At 54.5% G+C, this 13,470-nt stretch carries 14 protein-coding genes; 4 read left to right on the top strand and 10 right to left on the bottom strand.

Annotated elements, in window-relative coordinates; translation table 11 throughout:
- Position 1 precedes the first annotated feature (1 nt).
- Positions 2-1,732, top strand: coding sequence for a D-lactate dehydrogenase (dld, locus tag ACLJPQ_RS05120; RefSeq protein ID WP_080184661.1), 1,731 nt, complete (start codon positions 2-4; stop codon positions 1,730-1,732).
- Positions 1,733-1,789: 57 nt separating this feature from the next.
- Here dld and pbpG read toward each other — a convergent pair whose 3' ends face one another.
- Positions 1,790-2,737: a D-alanyl-D-alanine endopeptidase gene (gene pbpG / locus ACLJPQ_RS05115; RefSeq protein ID WP_000911555.1), complete on the bottom strand. Its 948-nt coding sequence runs from the start codon at positions 2,735-2,737 to the stop codon at positions 1,790-1,792.
- A 165-nt stretch (positions 2,738-2,902) separates the two neighbouring features.
- Positions 2,903-3,490 (bottom strand): Yip1 family protein, encoded by a 588-nt coding sequence (locus ACLJPQ_RS05110; RefSeq protein WP_001017057.1) that lies wholly within the window; start codon positions 3,488-3,490, stop codon positions 2,903-2,905.
- A gap of 158 nt (positions 3,491-3,648) precedes the next feature.
- On the opposite strand from ACLJPQ_RS05110, the gene ACLJPQ_RS05105 reads away from it, so the two are divergent.
- Positions 3,649-4,218, top strand: coding sequence for a DedA family protein (locus tag ACLJPQ_RS05105; RefSeq protein ID WP_001523476.1), 570 nt, complete (start codon positions 3,649-3,651; stop codon positions 4,216-4,218).
- A gap of 48 nt (positions 4,219-4,266) precedes the next feature.
- Here ACLJPQ_RS05105 and ACLJPQ_RS05100 read toward each other — a convergent pair whose 3' ends face one another.
- Entirely contained in the window at positions 4,267-5,028 is a 762-nt protein-coding gene (locus ACLJPQ_RS05100) for an SDR family oxidoreductase (RefSeq protein WP_000169608.1), read from the bottom strand.
- Between the two features lie 65 nt (positions 5,029-5,093).
- Positions 5,094-6,530, bottom strand: coding sequence for a multidrug resistance outer membrane protein MdtQ (gene mdtQ / locus ACLJPQ_RS05095; protein ID WP_080184662.1), 1,437 nt, complete (start codon positions 6,528-6,530; stop codon positions 5,094-5,096).
- A 190-nt stretch (positions 6,531-6,720) separates the two neighbouring features.
- On the opposite strand from mdtQ, the gene ACLJPQ_RS05090 reads away from it, so the two are divergent.
- Complete coding sequence (locus ACLJPQ_RS05090) at positions 6,721-6,930, top strand: hypothetical protein (RefSeq protein ID WP_024133166.1); 210 nt, start codon at positions 6,721-6,723, stop codon at positions 6,928-6,930.
- A gap of 4 nt (positions 6,931-6,934) precedes the next feature.
- Here the strand turns inward: ACLJPQ_RS05090 and ACLJPQ_RS05085 are convergent, their stop codons facing one another.
- Complete coding sequence (locus tag ACLJPQ_RS05085) at positions 6,935-8,140, bottom strand: RNA-guided endonuclease InsQ/TnpB family protein (protein ID WP_023211177.1); 1,206 nt, start codon at positions 8,138-8,140, stop codon at positions 6,935-6,937.
- A gap of 58 nt (positions 8,141-8,198) precedes the next feature.
- On the opposite strand from ACLJPQ_RS05085, the gene tnpA reads away from it, so the two are divergent.
- Positions 8,199-8,603, top strand: a complete 405-nt coding sequence (tnpA, locus tag ACLJPQ_RS05080) for an IS200/IS605 family transposase (RefSeq protein WP_162847508.1) — start codon at positions 8,199-8,201, stop codon at positions 8,601-8,603.
- Positions 8,604-8,806: 203 nt separating this feature from the next.
- Here the strand turns inward: tnpA and dusC are convergent, their stop codons facing one another.
- The 5 genes from dusC to gtdA all read right to left on the bottom strand — a co-directional run bounded on the left by dusC (position 8,807) and on the right by gtdA (position 13,469).
- Positions 8,807-9,745 (bottom strand): tRNA dihydrouridine(16) synthase DusC, encoded by a 939-nt coding sequence (gene dusC, locus ACLJPQ_RS05075; RefSeq protein WP_023138367.1) that lies wholly within the window; start codon positions 9,743-9,745, stop codon positions 8,807-8,809.
- Between the two features lie 108 nt (positions 9,746-9,853).
- Positions 9,854-11,047, bottom strand: a complete 1,194-nt coding sequence (locus ACLJPQ_RS05070) for a 3-hydroxybenzoate 6-monooxygenase (protein ID WP_000150103.1) — start codon at positions 11,045-11,047, stop codon at positions 9,854-9,856.
- A gap of 14 nt (positions 11,048-11,061) precedes the next feature.
- Positions 11,062-11,706, bottom strand: a complete 645-nt coding sequence (maiA, locus tag ACLJPQ_RS05065) for a maleylacetoacetate isomerase (RefSeq protein WP_000781195.1) — start codon at positions 11,704-11,706, stop codon at positions 11,062-11,064.
- 8 nt (positions 11,707-11,714) lie between these two features.
- Positions 11,715-12,416, bottom strand: coding sequence for a fumarylacetoacetate hydrolase family protein (locus ACLJPQ_RS05060; RefSeq protein ID WP_000170626.1), 702 nt, complete (start codon positions 12,414-12,416; stop codon positions 11,715-11,717).
- A 15-nt stretch (positions 12,417-12,431) separates the two neighbouring features.
- Positions 12,432-13,469: a gentisate 1,2-dioxygenase gene (gtdA, locus tag ACLJPQ_RS05055; RefSeq protein ID WP_001289857.1), complete on the bottom strand. Its 1,038-nt coding sequence runs from the start codon at positions 13,467-13,469 to the stop codon at positions 12,432-12,434.
- Position 13,470: the final 1 nt, after the last annotated feature.

Raw genomic sequence — 13,470 nt, 5'->3', positions numbered from 1 at the left:
AATGTCTTCCATAACAATGACTGATAATAAAACGTTCCTGAATGAGCTGGCCCGCCTGGTAGGCTATTCTCACCTGCTGACAGACCCCGCCAAAACCGCCCGCTATCGCAAGGGTTTCCGTTCCGGTCAGGGCGACGCGTTGGCCGTTGTTTTCCCGGGTTCGTTACTGGAACTGTGGCGTGTGCTCAACGCCTGCGTTAACGCTGACAAAATTATTCTGATGCAGGCCGCCAACACCGGTCTGACGGAAGGCTCCACGCCGAACGGCAACGACTACGATCGCGATATTGTGATTATCAGCACCCAGCGGCTGGATAAGCTGCACTTACTGGATAACGGTCAACAGGTTCTGGCCTGGCCCGGTACGACGCTCTATGCGCTGGAAAAAGCGCTTAAACCGCTGGGCCGTGAACCGCACTCGGTGATTGGTTCGTCGTGTATCGGCGCGTCGGTCATCGGCGGCATCTGTAATAACTCCGGCGGCTCGCTGGTGCAGCGCGGCCCGGCCTATACCGAGATGTCGCTCTTTGCCCGTATTGACGAGCAAGGCAAACTGCAACTGGTCAATCATCTGGGTATCGATCTTGGGCATACGCCGGAGCAGATCCTGAGCAAGCTGGATGACGAACGGATTAAAGATGAGGATGTGCGTCACGATGGTCGTCATGCGCACGATCACGACTACGTGACGCGGGTACGAGATATCAACGCCGATACGCCCGCCCGCTATAACGCCGACCCGGACCGTTTGTTTGAATCTTCCGGCTGCGCCGGAAAACTGGCGGTTTTTGCCGTTCGCCTTGATACCTTTGCAGCGGAAAAAAATCAGCAGGTTTTTTATATCGGCACCAATCAGCCCGCGGTACTGACTGAAATCCGTCGGCATATTCTGGCGAACTTCGACAATCTGCCAGTGGCGGGAGAATATATGCATCGCGATATCTACGATATTGCGGAGCAGTACGGTAAAGATACCTTTCTGATGATCGATAAACTCGGCACCGACAAGATGCCATTCTTTTTCACGCTAAAAGGCCGAACCGATGCGATGCTGGAAAAAGTAAAATTTTTCCGTCCGCATTTCACCGACCGCGCGATGCAGAAATTCGGCCATCTGTTTCCCAGCCATCTGCCGCCGCGAATGAAAAACTGGCGCGATAAATATGAGCATCATCTGCTGTTAAAAATGGCGGGAGACGGCGTCGCAGAAGCGCAACGCTGGCTGAATGAATTTTTTAAATCCGCTGAGGGCGGTTTCTTCACCTGTACGCCGGAAGAAGGCAGCAAAGCCTTCCTGCACCGCTTCGCCGCTGCTGGCGCGGCGATTCGTTATCAGGCCGTACACGCTGATGAAGTGGAAGATATCCTGGCGCTGGATATCGCTCTGCGCCGCAACGATACCGACTGGTTCGAGCATCTGCCGCCGGAAATCGACAGCCAACTGGTACATAAACTCTATTACGGCCACTTTATGTGCCACGTTTTTCATCAGGACTATATCGTGAAGAAAGGCGTCGACGTCCACGCGCTGAAAGCGCAAATGCTGGAGCTGTTGCAGGCGCGCGGGGCACAATACCCGGCGGAGCACAACGTTGGACATCTGTATAAAGCGCCGGAAACGCTGACGCGTTTTTATCGGCAAAATGACCCGACCAACAGTATGAACCCCGGTATCGGCAAAACGAGTAAGCGGAAATTCTGGCAGGAAAATACGCCCGACGAAACGCATTAACACGGTGCGGTTTACCGTGAAGCCCGGCGGCGCGATGCCTGCCGGGCCTACGGCGACTTAATCGTTCTGTGCGGTTTGCGCCCCGGCACTGGCGCTGGCTGCCGCCATTTGCGCGGCTTTTTGCTTTTTATAGCTCAGCGCGGCAGCCGGAACGGGCATGACTTTACCGGTTTCAATCCATGTACGCAGGCGACTGGCGTCCGCAAAGTGGGTATATTTGCCGAACGCGTCCATGACCACCAGCGCGACCGGTTTGTTATTGATCACGGTACGCATCACCAGGCAATGCCCCGCCGCATTGGTAAAGCCGGTTTTCGTTAACTGGATATTCCAGTTATCACGGTAGACCAAATGGTTGGTATTGCGAAACGGCAGCGTATACGCCGGATGCGAGAATGTCGCCATATCTTCGCGCGTGGTGCTTAGCTGGCCAATCAGCGGGTATTGCTTCGTGGCAATCAGCAATTTTGTTAAATCCCGCGCGGTCGAGACGTTATGAATCGACAGCCCCGTCGGCTCAACGAAGCGGGTATGCGTCATGCCCAGCGCTTTCGCCTTCGCATTCATCGCTTTAATAAACGCGTTATAACCGCCAGGATAATAGTGCGCCAGGCTTGCCGCCGCACGGTTTTCGGATGACATCAACGCCAGCAGCAACATATTTTTGCGGCTAATTTCGCTGTTCAGGCGCACGCGGGAGTAAACCCCTTTCATTTCCGGCGTCTGGCTGATATCGACCTTCAGTATTTCATCCAGCGGCAATCGCGCGTCGAGCACGACCATCGCCGTCATTAATTTGGTTATAGAGGCAATCGGACGCACCAGATCCGGGTGGTTCGAATAGATCACTTTATTGGTGTTGAGATCAACAATCATTGCGCTACCGGAGGCAATCTCAGGTTGAGACGCCGCGGTTGTCGCTGCCGTTTTCGCCACGGCCTGCGGGGCAAAAGGTACGGCCAACATCAGAGCAAGGCTCAGGAATGAAGCTCGGAATTTCAGCATGATGAGATTTCTGATAATGATTCACGCGCGTCGTAACGCACACCGCCTGAGCTAAGATTATACTCAAGCTAGCAGTGGCATCATAGCGGCACGCCAGCGTTGCCGCTACAGAAGAATCGTCAGCAAATGCTGCATTGCTGGCTTTTGCGCCAGCCCTTTTTCGCATCAGAACAGGCGGTAGCCGTATCCCCACAGGATCACGGTGATCGCCAGTAGCACCTCCAGGACCAGCACGCCGATAGCGAGCGTCGAACTGGAGAAGCTTAATCCTTCCTCTCTATTAATGTTAAGGAAAGTCGGAATACCCAAATACAGCAAATAGCCGGTGTAAAAGAGCGCGACAGCGCCGACCAGTGCGCATAACCATACCAGGGGATAGAGCGCCACCAGACCACTTAAAAACAGCGGCGTCGCGACATAGCCGGCAAAAACCATACAGCGCGCAAGCGATGGCCGTTGCGGATAGTTTCGCGCCATCCACCAGATGACGCGTCCCATCACCGCGACGCCCGCCAGCATCACGCCGTAGAACAAGACCGCCAGCGCAAAAGCGGTAAACAGCGAGAGTTGTAACACGTTGCCGTCGCCAAAATTCCAGCCGATTTGCGTCGTGCCGATAAAGGCGCAGACGACGGGAATCGCCGCCATCAGCAAAACATGGTGCGTATAGTGATGCGAAACGGTTTCGTTTTCGCTTTTGATCACCTGCATTTCCCGATCGGGATGGGAAAAAAGCCCCCATACATGGTTCATACTGCCCCCTTCTGCTGCCTCAGATGCCAGTATGTTCAAGTATAATTCAGTTTCTGGTTATTTTATGAGCAATGGCAAAATAGTCTCCGGCAAAACGTCGGCTTTGCCTCGCACGCCTCTTGCCAGGGTGTATGCTTAATGCCGGAGGTGGTTTACGCATGGATATCAACACGCTTATTACGCATTATGGCTATGCGGCGCTGGTTATCGGCAGTATGGCCGAAGGTGAAACCGTTACCCTGTTGGGGGGCGTCGCGGCGCATCAGGGATTACTCAAGTTTCCGCTGGTGGCGGCGGCTGTCGCGCTGGGAGGGATGATGGGCGATCAGCTACTTTACCTGTTAGGACGATGCTATGGCGGGAAGATCCTGCGTCGTTTCCCGCGTTATCATACGAAGATTCGTCGCGCGCAGAAAATGATCCAACGCCATCCGTATCTGTTTGTGATCGGCACGCGTTTTATGTATGGCTTCCGGGTGGTTGGCCCCTTGCTGATTGGCGCCAGCCGCCTGCCGCCTAAAATTTTTCTGCCGCTGAATATTGTAGGCGCGCTGATCTGGGCGCTGCTGTTTACCACGCTGGGATATCTTGGCGGCGAGGTGATCGCGCCATGGCTGCACGACCTCGATCAGCATCTCAGGCACGGAGTCTGGCTGATTCTGGCCATCGTCCTGGTGGTGGGCGTGCGCTGGTGGCTGAAAAGACGCGGCAAAGCGGAGGCCCGTTAAACCCGATGGTATCCGGATGGCATAACGCCGCCATCCGGCACCCGGCGTTTATTTGGCGTTGAATTGCGGATTCGCCAGCATAAACCCGCCGTCGACAATCAGCGACTGACCGGTGGTATAGCTTGCTCCTTCCGAACACAGCCAGGCGACGAGGCTGGCTATTTCATGCGTAGAACCCGGTCGGGCGATAGGGATCGAGGGTTCCGATCCCGGCTCAATGTCGCTGTCATCCATATCATTCATCGGCGTGGCGATAGCGCCTGGCGCGACGGCGTTGACCAAAATATGATGTTCAATCAGTTCCAGCGCCATGGATTTAGTCAATCCCCCCAGCGCATGTTTCGCCGCGGTATAGGCGCTGGCTTGCGGAAGCGGCGTATGCTCATGGACGGAGGTGATGTTGATAATGCGCCCTCCCTCTCCTTGTTTAATCATATGCCGGGCGGCGATCTGCGCGCAGAGAAACGCGCCATCGACGTCCACGGTAAAAATTTGCCGCCACTGCGTAAACGGCATATCAATAAACGCGGATTTGGTCATCGCCCCGGCATTATTGACCAGCACGTCAACGCGCCCCAGGCGCTGAATAAGATGTTCAATGGCCTGTGCGCCCTCGGGTAACTGGCTCAGGTCAAGATGAATGGTCTCAGCCCGCACACCAAACTGCGCCGCTTTTTTCGCCGTCTCCTGCGCGCCGCGTTCATCAGAATGCCAGGTGATACCAATATCAAAACCGTTTTGTGCTAATAACAACGCACACGCTTTGCCAATTCCCGAATCTGATGCCGTTACAATTGCGACTTTGGTCATATTCCTCTCCGGATGAATCATACACAGCCTAAGTATAGGAACCCTGTCTGAATCATCCGGAAAAATCAGGAATGATAACCGCCGCCCAGCGCGCTGGTAAGCTGAATGGAGGCATCCAGCCACTGGCCCTGCAACAGCAAGCCGTTACACTGCTCGCGCAGTGCCGGGATTTTGGCCTCGCTCACGCGGGAACCCGCAATAATGCCGGCATTAAAGCGCGCTTGCGCCAGACCGACCACACGCTGCGCGTCATGCTCAATCTGCTGCTGATGCTGATTTTTCTGCGCCAGCGTCTCTACCTGACTGGCGGCGCGCGCCACATCATTAACCGCATCTACCACCGCTTTGTTGTAGTTGGCGATAGAAAGATTGCTTTGCGCTTTGGCGATATCGAGGTTGGCATTCAGCCTGCCGCTGTCGAAAATCGGCAGCGTCAGCCCGCCGGTAATGCCATATTGCTGTGCGGAATGGCGGAACAGATCGCTCAGATGTAACGCATCCTGCTGTAAAAAAGCCATCAGATTGATATCGGGATAAAACGCGGCCTTCGCGGCGTCAATGCTGCTCAACGAGGATTCAATGTACCAGTGCGCGGCCTGTAGATCCGCCCGGCGCGCCAGCAACGAATACCCCAGTTGCGACGGTAACTGGCTTTCAACGGCGGGGAGACTCACCTGACGCAGCTTGAGCGCCGCCGATTGCGTATTGGTTAACGCGCTGAGCCGCGCTTCAATAACCTTCATTTTACCGTTAACGTCATTCAACTGCTGCTGGGTTTTGCTGGCGTCGATATCGGTCTCGACCCCTTCAACAGAAGAAGTAATGCCGTGTTGATACAGCTCCCGGTTTACCGTCACCACGTTTTGCTGCTCATGCTCGATTTGCATCAGCACATTTTTCAGCGCCGCCTGCGTCTGCCACTCCCAGTAGAGTCGCGCCACGCCGCTTGCCAGCAGTTGTCGGGTTTGCTCCTGCTCCGCTTCGCGCGCTTTGACCGCCCCGATCCGCGCAGTAACTTCAGCGCGGTTTTTCCCCCATAAATCCAGATCCCAGCCCGCCGTCAGGCCGAATGTACCGTTGGTATACCACGGCCCGGTCGTTCCCGCCGCGGGGTCGGTAATCGCGAATGGCCCCATCAGCCCTTCCGCGGACATTCGCTGGCGCTCAATGTCGGCAGAAAAGTCGAGCTGCGGGCCGTCCTGCGCCTCAACCGCTTTCGCCTGCGCTTCCGCCAGTTGAATACGCTGTTCAGCCACCTGCATATCCGGCGAATGCTGTATGGCATTATCAATCAGCGCGTCAAGCTGCGCATCGTGATACGCCTTCCACCACTGGCTATCCGGCCAACCGTTTTTCAATGCCGCCGGCAGGCTGGAATCAACATGAGAAGAGGGCGTCTGCTGGGTCAGCGACTGGCGGGTATCGTGCATGGGGGCGCAGCCCGTCAGCAAAATAAAAAGCGGTAAGCTCGCTGTCGCGGCAAGGAAAGAATTACGATTCATGGAGGTGTTCTGATAAAAAAAGGTGCGCAGAGAGTACGTCTTACGGCGATCTATTTTTTAGTTACGCGTGGCAATACATCATCAGACAACAAAAGACATATTTTGAAATTTATATGATTAGCAAATAATTTCATCTGATACATTTTTTGATGTAATACTTCAATGAAAAGTCCCACTAACCCGTTCATAAATGAACGATTTTGCTGCAATACGCGCCAGCAGCCTTCATGAGTTAAACGTCGCCGCGCCCAACAAAGCAGCAGATGGCTTAATACTTTCCTATACTTTGTTTGTATTTACCAATAAAGGGACAAACAATGAAAATTCTTCTTTGACATCCTCCCCCACCTTCGCACTTCGTGACTCAGGAGGGGGATTCCCATTAGTGGGTGACGACTGATTGCTCAGCGTCTGGTTCCTGTTTCAGACGGGCGGCCTGACTGCACCATCCCTCCACAGGCAAGAACGGCGTGCCCCGCCGCTAAAATGTTACGAGCGCCATTTACATCAGCGTTCGCTGTATATCCGCATGCCTGACACACAAATTTACTTTGTGACAGGCGATTTTCTTTCGCGGTATGACCACAGCACGCGCAACGCTGGCTTGTGTATGCTGGCGGAACCGCAAGCACCTGACCGCCACGCCAGAGCTGTTTGTACTCAAGCTGGCGGCGCATTTCATACCAGCCCTGATCCAGTATCGAACGGTTTAGACCTGATTTGGCCTTGACGTTTCGTCCGTGCTGTTCTGCTGTACCTTTTGCCGATTTCGACATGTTACTAACCTTCAAATCCTCAATGACTATCATCGCGTGGTTTTTGCTGATTTCACTGGTAACTTTATGAAGGTAGTCGCGCCGGATATTGGCTATGTGCGAGTGCAGACGCTGGACTTTTCGCTTTTGTTTCTGCCAGTTACTGCTGAATTTGACTTTACGGCTTAACTGCCGCTGGAGTGTTGCCAGCTTGCGCTGACTTGCTTTAAAACTGTTGACTGGTTGGTATACCGTACCGTCTGAAAGCGTGGCGAGTTTTGTTACTCCTGCGTCCAGACCGACTATCGTTGTGCTTGTGTGATTGGGTTCTGCCGTTTCAACTTCAACCTGAAACGAGATATACCACTGTCCCGCTAACTGACTGATTGTCGCATTTTTGATTTTACCGTTCACACGTTGAGATTGCCGGAATTTTACCCACCCAAGACCTGACGGTAGCTTCACTCTGCGATTTTCAAGGCGGCAATATTTCTCAAAGTTCACAAAACGGATTGAATCTCTGCCCTCATTTTTTCGTTTCCATACCGGGGCCTTAGCTGCGAGCTTTTTATCAAAGCAACGTTTCCATGCAGCATGCAGGTCTTTCAACTTTTGCTGCAGATTGTCGGTATAAGCATCCTGTAAAAAGATGTGTCCCGGCATTTTTTTCCACACTGTAAGCATCCTGTTCAACTCGAAAGCCGAAGGTAACTTTTCGCCTGAGCCAAGGATGCGCTTTGTCTCCGCAAGACCTAAATTCCAGACAAAACGGGCGCAACCACATAACTGCCGCAAACGCTGCGACTGTTCAGGCGTTGGTTCCAGTCTGAATTTGTAGGCTTTCAGGATTAGCATCATCACTCAGTGTGTAGGAGATTTGTTTGCTATGTTACTGTTTTTACGGTCAACTTCAATGCAAAAACATAATATTAATCGTTCAAGACATGCCGCCTTCCTTTTGCATGTTCATCTTGTCTTTGTAACAAAATACCGTCGAAAGATACTGGGTGAGTCACACTATGCTGCATTCCATCAGTATGCAGCAGAAGTCTGCCGTGATTTTGGCGGAGAACTTAAAGAAAGTAACGGAGACGTCGATCATGTCCACATGCTGATCGAATACCCACCAACAGTGCAGCTTTCGGTACTGGTTAACTCACTGAAAGCTGTGACATCCCGCCGTCTGCGAAACGAATTTATTGATTTGCGGGGAGCATACGGAAAAGCCGTGCTCTGGTTGAGGTCATACTTTGCTGGCTCGTGCGGAGGTGCGCCGCTGGAAGTTGTGAAGCAATACATTCAACATCAGCGTAGCTGATGATCCTTCGGGCTTTTCAAGCCCGTCCAAATTCCCCCCCCGCCTTATGTCGGCGGGTGGGGAATTTGGAGTTAAGATGGGCAATCTTAATTATTTTTCTGATTGGGCTGTTGGTGGTAACGGGCGTGTTTAAGATGATTTTCTGATTCCTGCGCCGGGCAGCGATAGTATCTGCCCGGCACACGTTCTGGACGCTGTAGAGATTAGATTTTAATATCCTGAATCGCCCGCGCAATCTCGGACGAACGATTTAACGCCCGAATCGACTGAAAGAGTTCCGTCGCCTCAATATATTCCTTACGTAAATATCCTAACCACTGTTTAATACGCGCGACATGATATAAACCGGTATCGCCCTGCTTTTCCAGTCGGGTATATTTTTGTAATAACGTCACTACTTCCGGCCACGACATACGCGGCTCGTTATACTTCACCACCCGACTCAGGTTAGGAATATTTAACGCCCCACGGCCGATCATCACCGCATCGCAGCCGCTGGTCGCCATACATGCCTGCGCGCTCTGCCAGTCCCAGATTTCGCCATTCGCGATAACCGGAATAGTCAGACGCTGGCGTATTTCGCCGATCGCCTGCCAGTCGATATGCTCGGCGCGGTAGCCCTGCGCTTTGGTACGACCATGCACCACCAGTTCACTGGCGCCGGCCTGCTGCACCGCATCGGCGATTTCAAATTTTCTATCGCCGCTATCCCAGCCGAGACGCACTTTTACCGTCACCGGCAGATGCGACGGTACCGCGGCCCGCATCGCTTTCGCGCCCTGATAGATGAGTTCGGGATCTTTGAGCAATGTCGCGCCGCCGCCGCTGCCGTTCACCACTTTTGACGGACAGCCGCAGTTCAGGTCCACGCCATACGATCCCAACGCCGTCGCCCGCGCGGCGTTTTCCGCCAGCCACTGCGGATGCTGGCCCAGAAGCTGAATACGCACCGGCGTGCCGGACGGCGTGCGGCTGGCGTGATGCAACTCCGGGCAGATGCGATGAAACACTTTTACCGGCAGCAGCTGATCCACCACGCGCACAAATTCGGTGATGCAGAGATCGTAATCATTCACTTCGGTCAGCAGCTCGCGCACTAACGCGTCGAGCACGCCTTCCATCGGCGCCAGTAAAACACGCATATCGGTATCCACAGCAAAAAAAGAGGCGCTATCATAACGCCTCTCTGCGATGAGCAAAACTTTTTGCCGGGTGGCGGCGCAAACGCTACGCTACGTCACGTAAGGCGCTCAACGCGGCTCAAGACAGTTATCTTCTTTCCAGCCGTACAGCCATTCGATACCGCGATAAAACGCCTCCTGCGATTTCCCTTTCCACAACAGATTACGCACCTGACGCTCCACCCCGGCGGCGTGATAGAGACGTCCCATCTCGCGGGTAGACCAGACGATACGCGCCGTGCGGGGAATACGCACCGACTCATACAGCGCAAATGCCTGCTGCGCGTCGCCGTCGCAGCGTTCCAGCGCTTTGCCCAGCGTGACGGCGTCTTCCAGCGCCATACAGGCGCCCTGGGCCATATATTGCGCCACCGGATGCGCGGCGTCGCCCACCAGAGTGATACGCTCGGTTCCCCATTTTGCGACCGGCTCGCGATCGGCGGTCGACCAGCGGCGCCAGGAGGTCGGCTTATCCAGCATCTGGCGCGGGCGGGGATGAATGCCGGCAAAATAAGAGAGCACCTCTTCTTTACTGCCGTCTTTCACGCCCCACTCTTCTTGCTGGCGGCTGTGGAATGTCACCACCAGATTGTACTGTTGGCCTCCGCGCAGCGGATAATGAACCAGGTGACAATGCGGGCCTGCCCACAGCACCGGTGCGTTAATACGTAAATCGTCCGGCATATCGTCGCAATCAATCACCGCCCGATAGACTACATGCCCCGTTACGCGCGGCGCGTCGCCGAGTAAACTTTGCCGCACGACCGATTTAACGCCGTCGCAGCCCACGAGAATATCCGCCGTCCAGCTATTTCCCTGCTCATCAAACACCGTAACGTCATCCGGCGTCTGGCGGATATCGACAATATGGGTCGAGGTACGATACTCCACGCCAGGGTGCGTCAGCACCGCTTCCCATACCGTTGCATGAATATCTACCCGGTGAATTACCGCATACGGCCCGCCAAAATGGTCGCGGAACGCCTGTCCGGTTTCAATGCATACCACTTCTTCGGCATTCACGGCATCCATCATGGTAATGTGATCGGTAAACACCGCACGCTGGCGGGCAACATCGCCCACACCGAGACTATCCAGCGCCGAAAAAGCGTTCGGCCCAAGCTGAATACCCGCGCCAATCTCGCCAATTTCGTGCGCTTTTTCCAGCAGCATGACTTTTATTCCCTGGCGCGCCAGCGACAGCGCGGTCGCCGCGCCGCCGATTCCGCCACCTACAATAATTGCGCTTGTCACGTGAGTCATGGTCATTCTCCTTTTCAGGCCGGGATTTTATCTTGCTGATTTTCCGGCGCGGCGGCAATAAACGCCGGTAGCTGTACGCAGGCGTCATAAACGGCTTTACAGCGCGGATAGCCTGATAAATCGCAGCCCATCCTGAGCGCATTCGCCCACTGAGGAATCAGGCAGCAGTCCGCAAGGCCTGGCGCGTCGCCCACGCAGAATCGTCCGGACTGACTTTTACGCAATAGCTGCTCTACCGCGCTTAACCCTTGCTGTATCCAGTGGGCGTACCAGCGTTTTTTATCCTCTTCGCTAACCTTCAGCTCATCGGTCAGGTAGCGCAACACGCGCATGTTATTGATTGGGTGTATATCGCAGGCGATAGCGTAGACAATTTCCAGCGCCTGGCTGCGCGCCGGGTCGCTCGTCGGCAGCAGCGGCGTTTGCGGAAAATGTCGGTCCAGCCAGTCGACGATGGCCAGCGATTGCCCCAACGATTCGCCGTCATCAGTGACCAGCGTCGGCACCAGGCCTACCGGATTCATCCGTCGGTAGGCCAGCTCATTCTGCTGGCCGATACGAATATTGACGCCCACTGTCTGGTAATCAATCCCCTTTAACGCCAGCGCAATACGTACACGATAAGACGCCGAACTATTAAAGAAACTGTACAGCTTCATCGTTCACCTCAGACAATTTTCACAGCAATCGGCGTCAGACCTTCTACGTTCCCGGTGATGACATCCCCTTTCACCACTGCGCCCACCCCCTCTGGCGTACCGGTGAAAATCAAATCGCCTGGCTGCAATTCAAAAAAGCCGGACAAATAGCTGATGGTTTCATTCACCGACCAAATCAGGTGACGAATATCGCTGCGTTGATGGTCTTCGCCGTTAACCTGTAGCCAAATAGGGGCGTTATCCACATTATGCGTTTCAGCGGCTTTGTGTAATGGCGCAATGGGCGCGGAGAGATCGAACGCTTTGCCAATTTCCCACGGGCGTCCCATCTGACGCATTTCCATCTGACGATCGCGACGCGTCATGTCCAGACCTGTGGCGTATCCCCAGACATATTCATGGGCTTTTTCCAGCGGGATATCGCTCCCCTTTTTACCAATCGCCACCACCAGCTCAATTTCATAATGGTAGTTATCAGTCTGCGCCGGATACGGCAGTTCCAGGGTATCCCCCTCCGCTACCGGGACGACAGCGTCCGCTGGTTTACAAAAGAAGAACGGCGGTTCGCGATCGGGATCAAAGCCCATTTCACGGGCATGGGCGGCATAGTTGCGACCCACGCAGTAAACGCGACGTACCGGAAACTGCTCATCACTGCCCGCCACGGGTACTGTCACTGGGGCCTGCGGCTGGAATACATATTTGGTCATGTTCTCTCTCCCTAATTAATAACGTGCTTCGCGGAACAGCCCCAGGGCTTCCTGAACCGGCTTGTCCGAAAAGCTGAATAACACCGTGTCTTCGCTGCTGCGAAACGACACCTCATGCCAGGTCGGCGCCACAAAAATGTCTTTTGCGGAAAAATGAAAAGTTTCGTTGCCGATAGTGACCTGCCCTGCCCCTTCAACGACGTGGTAGATAGTGCTGTCGGTGCTCCGCGCCACACGCGAGGCAAAGCCTTTTGGCAGCAGTTGCAGGAACGCGCCCATCGACGGCATCGGATAACCGCCGGTGACGGGATTAACGTAACGCAGCTTGTAGCCTTCCCACTCATCCGGATCGCCCATACGGGTCAGATCGTGCAACGCCTCGCGGCTGCGGTCGTAACGGTAGTTGAAAATCGGCGACGAGTTCCCGCGCTGGTGGCGTAGCGGCAGCATATTCGCTGCATAGCGCGGCAGATAATCGCCCTCTTTTCGCGTCACCGGCTGCTGATCTTCGGGATAGTCTTCCGCAAACCCACAGCCCAGGAGGTTGACTAACGGCAGATCCAGACCATCCAGCCATACCACCGGCTCTGACCCCGGATTACCATGATCGTGCCAGCGCCACTGCGGCGTCAGGATAAAATCGCCGGTATGCATTGGCGTGCGCTCGCCGTCCACCGCGGTAAATGCGCCTTTACCTTCGACGATAAAACGCAGCGCCGACTGGTTATGGCGATGACTCGGCGCGACTTCGCCGGGCAGGATCAGCTGTAAACCAGCGTATAAGGTCGCCGTGATCGACGACTGACCGCGCAATGCCGGATTTTCCAGCACCAGCACCCGGCGGATCGCCTCTTTCGCGCCAATGACATTGCCGCTTTCCATGAGTAGCGGACGAATTTCCTGATAATTCCAGTAGGCCGGCGCGCAGTTGGCGTTTGGCGTCTGCGGTACCAGGTGATGTAACGATTCCCACAGCGGCGTCAGATTCTGCCCGGAAATATGCTGGTAATACTGTTGACGGCTATCTTTTACGTTCTGATTTATTTCAGACATG

The sequence above is a fragment of the Salmonella sp. SAL04213 genome, assembly GCF_046550535.1.
Lineage (GTDB): Bacteria > Pseudomonadota > Gammaproteobacteria > Enterobacterales > Enterobacteriaceae > Salmonella > Salmonella enterica.
Note: the sequence above shows the minus strand (reverse complement) of the source record. Positions and strands in the feature narration are given on the sequence as shown.

Coding starts and splice junctions, on each gene's coding strand:
- gtdA (WP_001289857.1), bottom strand. CDS start 13,469: ATGTCTGAAATAAATCAGAACGTAAAAGATAGCCGTCAACAGTATTAC.
- ACLJPQ_RS05100 (WP_000169608.1), bottom strand. CDS start 5,028: ATGACCAAAGTCGCAATTGTAACGGCATCAGATTCGGGAATTGGCAAA.
- ACLJPQ_RS05090 (WP_024133166.1), top strand. CDS start 6,721: ATGAACGATTTTGCTGCAATACGCGCCAGCAGCCTTCATGAGTTAAAC.
- maiA (WP_000781195.1), bottom strand. CDS start 11,706: ATGAAGCTGTACAGTTTCTTTAATAGTTCGGCGTCTTATCGTGTACGT.
- tnpA (WP_162847508.1), top strand. CDS start 8,199: ATGCAAAAACATAATATTAATCGTTCAAGACATGCCGCCTTCCTTTTG.
- dusC (WP_023138367.1), bottom strand. CDS start 9,745: ATGCGTGTTTTACTGGCGCCGATGGAAGGCGTGCTCGACGCGTTAGTG.
- mdtQ (WP_080184662.1), bottom strand. CDS start 6,530: ATGAATCGTAATTCTTTCCTTGCCGCGACAGCGAGCTTACCGCTTTTT.
- pbpG (WP_000911555.1), bottom strand. CDS start 2,737: ATGCTGAAATTCCGAGCTTCATTCCTGAGCCTTGCTCTGATGTTGGCC.
- ACLJPQ_RS05105 (WP_001523476.1), top strand. CDS start 3,649: ATGGATATCAACACGCTTATTACGCATTATGGCTATGCGGCGCTGGTT.
- dld (WP_080184661.1), top strand. CDS start 2: ATGTCTTCCATAACAATGACTGATAATAAAACGTTCCTGAATGAGCTG.
- ACLJPQ_RS05060 (WP_000170626.1), bottom strand. CDS start 12,416: ATGACCAAATATGTATTCCAGCCGCAGGCCCCAGTGACAGTACCCGTG.
- ACLJPQ_RS05085 (WP_023211177.1), bottom strand. CDS start 8,140: ATGCTAATCCTGAAAGCCTACAAATTCAGACTGGAACCAACGCCTGAA.
- ACLJPQ_RS05070 (WP_000150103.1), bottom strand. CDS start 11,047: ATGACTCACGTGACAAGCGCAATTATTGTAGGTGGCGGAATCGGCGGC.
- ACLJPQ_RS05110 (WP_001017057.1), bottom strand. CDS start 3,490: ATGAACCATGTATGGGGGCTTTTTTCCCATCCCGATCGGGAAATGCAG.